This is a genomic window from Bradyrhizobium sp. MI1.3, assembly GCF_055811695.1.
The window spans coordinates 1-4,547 of sequence record NZ_JBVVPQ010000160.1; the positions used below are offsets into that span (position 1 = coordinate 1).

The following is a 4,547-nucleotide window of genomic DNA, read 5'->3' on the forward strand; positions in this document are numbered from 1 at the left end:
CCGACGGCTCCTGGAGCCCATCGGCAACATCCCGCCAGCCGAAGCCGAGCAACGCTACTACGCCATGCTGGAACAACCGGCCATGGCGGCATAACTTAAACCAAATAGCCTCCGGCAAACCCGGGGCGGTTCACTTGGGCGTAAGCCAGCCTTCCCCTGAAGAACACCCTCCTGGAGGCCGACGCCCGGGCGCTTGAGGCGGCCTATCGGGTGAGGTTCGAGGAGATGGCCCGGCTTGAGACCGAAGCTGATCTACCACCATCCGAGGCCGAGCGCGCCACCGGACAGGAACCGGCGGAAGAACTTTCGCTCTCCCAAGCCGCTATCCCAGGCTCAAGCTCCGATGGGCCGGCAGACCAGCGAGGGGGCGGCCTCGCCTTCCCCAAAGAGCCCCCGCGCAAGCGGAGCAAGGCCCACCTTGCTTTTATGCGGGCACAGCCCTGCCTGATCTGCAAGCAGGCTCCATCCGATGCCCACCACCTCAAGTTCGCCCAGCCGCGAACACTCGGGCGCAAAGTCAGCGACGAATTCACCGTCCCATTATGCCGCTCTCACCACCAAGCCCTCCATCGACACGGCAACGAAAAGGCATGGTGGGTCGATATGCAGATATCGCCCTTGCCTGTCGCGAGCGAGTTAATGGGGAGCGAGCCCCGTTCACGATCCCGCAAATTCGAACGTCGCCACTTTCGATGCTTCATCGCAGGTCCGACCGCAGGTCACACGCCAATGAATGGCCCCTTCAGCAACGCCACGCCTGCAACCACATCCGCTATTCCGGTCGAATTTCAGGCCTTGTGTCCTGCTCCCCAACTTCTGCCCGGAGAAACCATCGACCATTATCGCGCGCTCCAGGCCGTCATCTTCCGCGACATAGCCCCCCAATCGGCCATCGAGTGGCTGCTTGCCATTGATGGCCGAGCTGTCCTGGGAGATGCAGCGATATCGCATTCTGCGGCACAAGCCGTTGGGATCATATCGCCAAAAAGCAATAGAGATGACGCTTCGTCGGATAGATGATAGATGTGCCCCGCATCGTGCCCGACTTCAAAAATGACGCCGAACGCTACATCGTTCAGAACGCGCTCGATTGGCGGCTCGATCGCATTGCGGCAGACGAGATCGAAGCACGTCTCGCATCATATGGCTTTGATCAGCACACCATCAGCATCGAAGCCTATGTGCAAGCGCGAGAGATCTTCACGCTTTTCGAGACGCTAGTGAACGCGGCACAGATAAGACGGCTGTTATTGCTCAAGGAAATCAATAGCCGCCGCCGAATGCAGGAGCTGCCTAACTCTATTCCAGGCCAACCGAGGATCCGGTCAAGAGCAGGCTACACTTCGCTGCTTCAGAGCCAATCCGGCGAGGCGTCCGGATCATGAAGACGGACAACATCGAACCTGCCATCAATTCCTGCTTCTGCGAAATTCACCCCAACGCAAAGAGGCAGAAAACATTTCCAGGGCAGCCCGGGCGTGTGCAGAGGCAGGCAGCATCGAGAGGCTATTCAGGTCTCTATGGACATCGAGCAGCTTGTTTATGAGGTCGAACGACACCATGACCCGCATGTCTGCGGGCTCGGATGGCCACGATTAGCGAGGGAGGATAACCTACAAAGTGTGTGCTGCTTGCGAAAGAAGAATAGCCAGTCTCTGCTCGATGCCGTCTCGTTAGACTGAAAAGCCCGCTCAGTGGATCAATTCGGAAATGTAAAGCTCCTGTATTGCTCGCGCGGACTGCAGGTACGAGCACCTGACCCGATTTCAACGGGACTTTAGCGCAGGAAGAGCCGGTGAGGACTATTTGGACAAATAGGCGTCGTAAGCACGCCGGATTCCATCCTCGAGCGTCGTCATCGCGCGCCAGCCGAGCTTTTCGAGCCGGCTGACGTCGAGCAGCTTGCGCGGCGTGCCATCGGGCCGCGAGCTGTCGAAACCGATCTCGCCGCTGTAACCGACGATTTCGGCGACCAAGCGCGCGAACTCGGCGATGGTGATGTCCTCGCCGGTGCCGATGTTGACCAGCTCGGCACTCGAATAGCTCTTCATCAGGTGTACGCAGGCATCCGCCATGTCGTCGACATAAAGGAACTCGCGCCGCGGCGTGCCGGTGCCCCACACAATGACACTCTTCGCGCCCGACACCTTGGCCTCGTGGAAACGGCGGATCAGCGCCGCGACCACGTGGCTCATTTCGGGGTGATAATTGTCGCCGGGGCCGTAAAGATTGGTCGGCATCACGCTGATGAAGTCGCACCCGTACTGGCTGCGATAGGCCTCAGCCATCTTGATCCCGGCGATTTTTGCAATTGCATAAGGCTCGTTGGTCGGCTCCAGCGGGCCGGTGAGCACGGAGTCCTCGCGCAAGGGCTGGGCCGCCAATTTCGGGTAGATGCAGGACGAGCCCAAAAACATCAGCTTCTCGGCGCCGTTCTGATGCGCGGCCTGGATCACGTTGGCCGCGATCGCGATGTTGTCGTAGATGAATTCGGCGCGCAGCGTGTTGTTGGCGGCGATGCCGCCCACCTTTGCCGCGGCGAGGAAGATCACCTGCGGCCGCGTCCTCGCGAACCAGTCGAACACTGCGGCCTGGTTGCACAGATCGACCTCACGCCGGTCTACGGTGACGAGTTTGACGTCCTCCCTTTCGAGCCGGCGCGCAAGCGCGCTGCCGACCATGCCGCGATGGCCGGCGACGTAGACGCTCTTGCCTGTCAGTTCAAACAGTGCGTTTGCCACTCGCCGCATCCCGCTTTGCGTCCGCAAGATCGCTCGCCATCATCTCCGCGACAAGCTCTGTGAAGCTTCGCTTCGGCGTCCAACCGAGCACCTCGCGCGCCTTGCTGGCATCGCCGACGAGTAGATCGACCTCGGTAGGACGGAAATAGCTCGGATCGATCTTCACGACCGTCTTGCCGGTCTTGGTGTCAACGCCGGTCTCGTCGACGCCCTCGCCGAGCCATGCGATGCGGCGGCCGACTTGCGCGAACGAAAGCTCGACCATCTCACGCACCGAGTGCATCTCGCCGGTGGCGAGCACGAAATCGTCGGGCTTATCGGCCCGGAGTATCTTATGCATGCCCTCGACATAGTCCTTGGCATGGCCCCAGTCGCGCTTGGCCGAGAGATTGCCGAGATAGAGCGTCTGCTCGAGCCCAACCTCGATGCGGGCAACACCGCGCGTGATCTTGCGGGTGACGAAGGTCTCGCCGCGGATCGGGCTCTCATGATTGAACAGGATGCCGTTGCTCGCGAACATGCCATAAGCTTCGCGGTAATTCACCGTGATCCAGTAGCCATAGAGCTTTGCCACGCCGTAGGGCGAGCGCGGATAGAACGGCGTTGTCTCCTTCTGCGGGATCTCCTGGACCAGGCCGTAGAGCTCGGAGGTTGAGGCCTGGTAGAACCGCGTCTCCTTTTCCATACCGAGTATGCGGATCGCTTCCAGCAGGCGCAGCACGCCGACGCCATCGGCATTTGCGGTGTATTCCGGGCTCTCGAAGCTGACGGCGACGTGGCTCTGGGCGGCGAGATTGTAGATCTCGGTCGGCCGGATCTGCTGCACCAGGCGAATCAGATTGGTGGAGTCCGTCATGTCGCCGTAATGCATCAGGAACGGCACGTCGCCGACATGAGGGTCCTGGTAGAGATGATCGACCCGAGCGGTGTTGAACGAGGACGAGCGCCGCTTAATGCCGTGCACGACATAGCCGAGCGACAGCAGGTACTCGGCGAGATAGGCGCCGTCCTGGCCGGTCACGCCCGATATTAAAGCCACTCGCTTCGTCATACTTCCCTTGTCCTTCGATTGAGGCGAGCACTTAGCAAGCAATCATAAAGTGTTGTCGCGTACCATTTGAACATTAAGGCGGACTCGTCAAGTCCAGGCCGCGGTCGGCCAGAAACCTAAGGAACCGAAGAGAACAAGAGGAAAGCCTGACCTGGACACTTCTCTTGCGTACTGGGTGTCCTAGTCTGCTCTATAGAACCAACCGGGGTTGATCGATTGGATCTATGAGAAGAGCGGCAATATTTTCCAGATTCATAAGACCAGTGTTAGTCAGCAGCATCTATCAATCGGCCTGGGTTGTCTTGGAAGGCGAGTATTCTTACCCGTTGCGTCATCCGGCACTTTGCCACCGTAGATGGAGCTTGCAAATTCAGATAGACGTTGCTCTCCTGAGTGCATAGGACGCATACAGCAGCCCGAAAACCGATATGACGCCTATCGTGATGAGCAATCTAATGACGCATCTTTCGCATCTCACCTTGCGCAAGTTCCTGATCGCGCTTCACGACCTGCTGGCGACCACGGCGGCGCTGTTCGCCGCCTTCTATCTGCGCTTCGAGGGCGACGACGGCTTCTACGACCGCTTGCCGCTGCTGTTGCAGATCCTGCCCTACTTCCTCGCCTTCAGCGTGGTTGTGTTCTTCGTCTTCAACCTGACCACGACCAAATGGCGCTTCTTCTCGCTGCCTGACGCGCTGAACATCATCCGCGTCGCGACCGTGCTGACGGTTGCGCTCCTGGCGCTCGACTATATC

At 59.4% G+C, this 4,547-nt stretch carries 3 protein-coding genes and 2 pseudogenes; 3 read left to right on the forward strand and 2 right to left on the reverse strand.

What is annotated here, in order from left to right; all coding sequences use genetic code 11:
- Positions 1 to 147: 147 nt before the first annotated feature.
- Together AC0L3A_RS40035 and AC0L3A_RS40040 are read left to right on the forward strand one after the other, a co-directional pair.
- A pseudogene (locus AC0L3A_RS40035) lies at positions 148 to 733 on the forward strand (DUF968 domain-containing protein); the annotation flags it as partial.
- Between the two features lie 292 nt (positions 734 to 1,025).
- Complete coding sequence (locus AC0L3A_RS40040) at positions 1,026 to 1,385, forward strand: hypothetical protein (protein WP_473256504.1); 360 nt, start codon at positions 1,026 to 1,028, stop codon at positions 1,383 to 1,385.
- A gap of 417 nt (positions 1,386 to 1,802) precedes the next feature.
- On the opposite strand, the gene fcl is transcribed toward AC0L3A_RS40040, so the two are convergent.
- Positions 1,803 to 2,750, reverse strand: a complete 948-nt coding sequence (fcl, locus tag AC0L3A_RS40045) for a GDP-L-fucose synthase (protein ID WP_473256505.1) — start codon at positions 2,748 to 2,750, stop codon at positions 1,803 to 1,805.
- Positions 2,722 to 3,792, reverse strand: a complete 1,071-nt coding sequence (gene gmd, locus AC0L3A_RS40050) for a GDP-mannose 4,6-dehydratase (protein ID WP_473256506.1) — start codon at positions 3,790 to 3,792, stop codon at positions 2,722 to 2,724. The genes fcl and gmd overlap by 29 nt, the downstream gene beginning before the upstream one ends.
- 455 nt (positions 3,793 to 4,247) lie before the next feature.
- Here gmd and AC0L3A_RS40055 point away from each other — a divergent pair.
- Positions 4,248 to 4,547: pseudogene (locus AC0L3A_RS40055) on the forward strand (capsular biosynthesis protein); the annotation flags it as partial.

What these genes read in the sequence shown, in the direction of transcription:
- fcl (WP_473256505.1), bottom strand. Translation starts at nt 2,750, where the DNA reads ATGCGGCGAGTGGCAAACGCACTGTTTGAACTGACAGGCAAGAGCGTC.
- gmd (WP_473256506.1), bottom strand. Translation starts at nt 3,792, where the DNA reads ATGACGAAGCGAGTGGCTTTAATATCGGGCGTGACCGGCCAGGACGGC.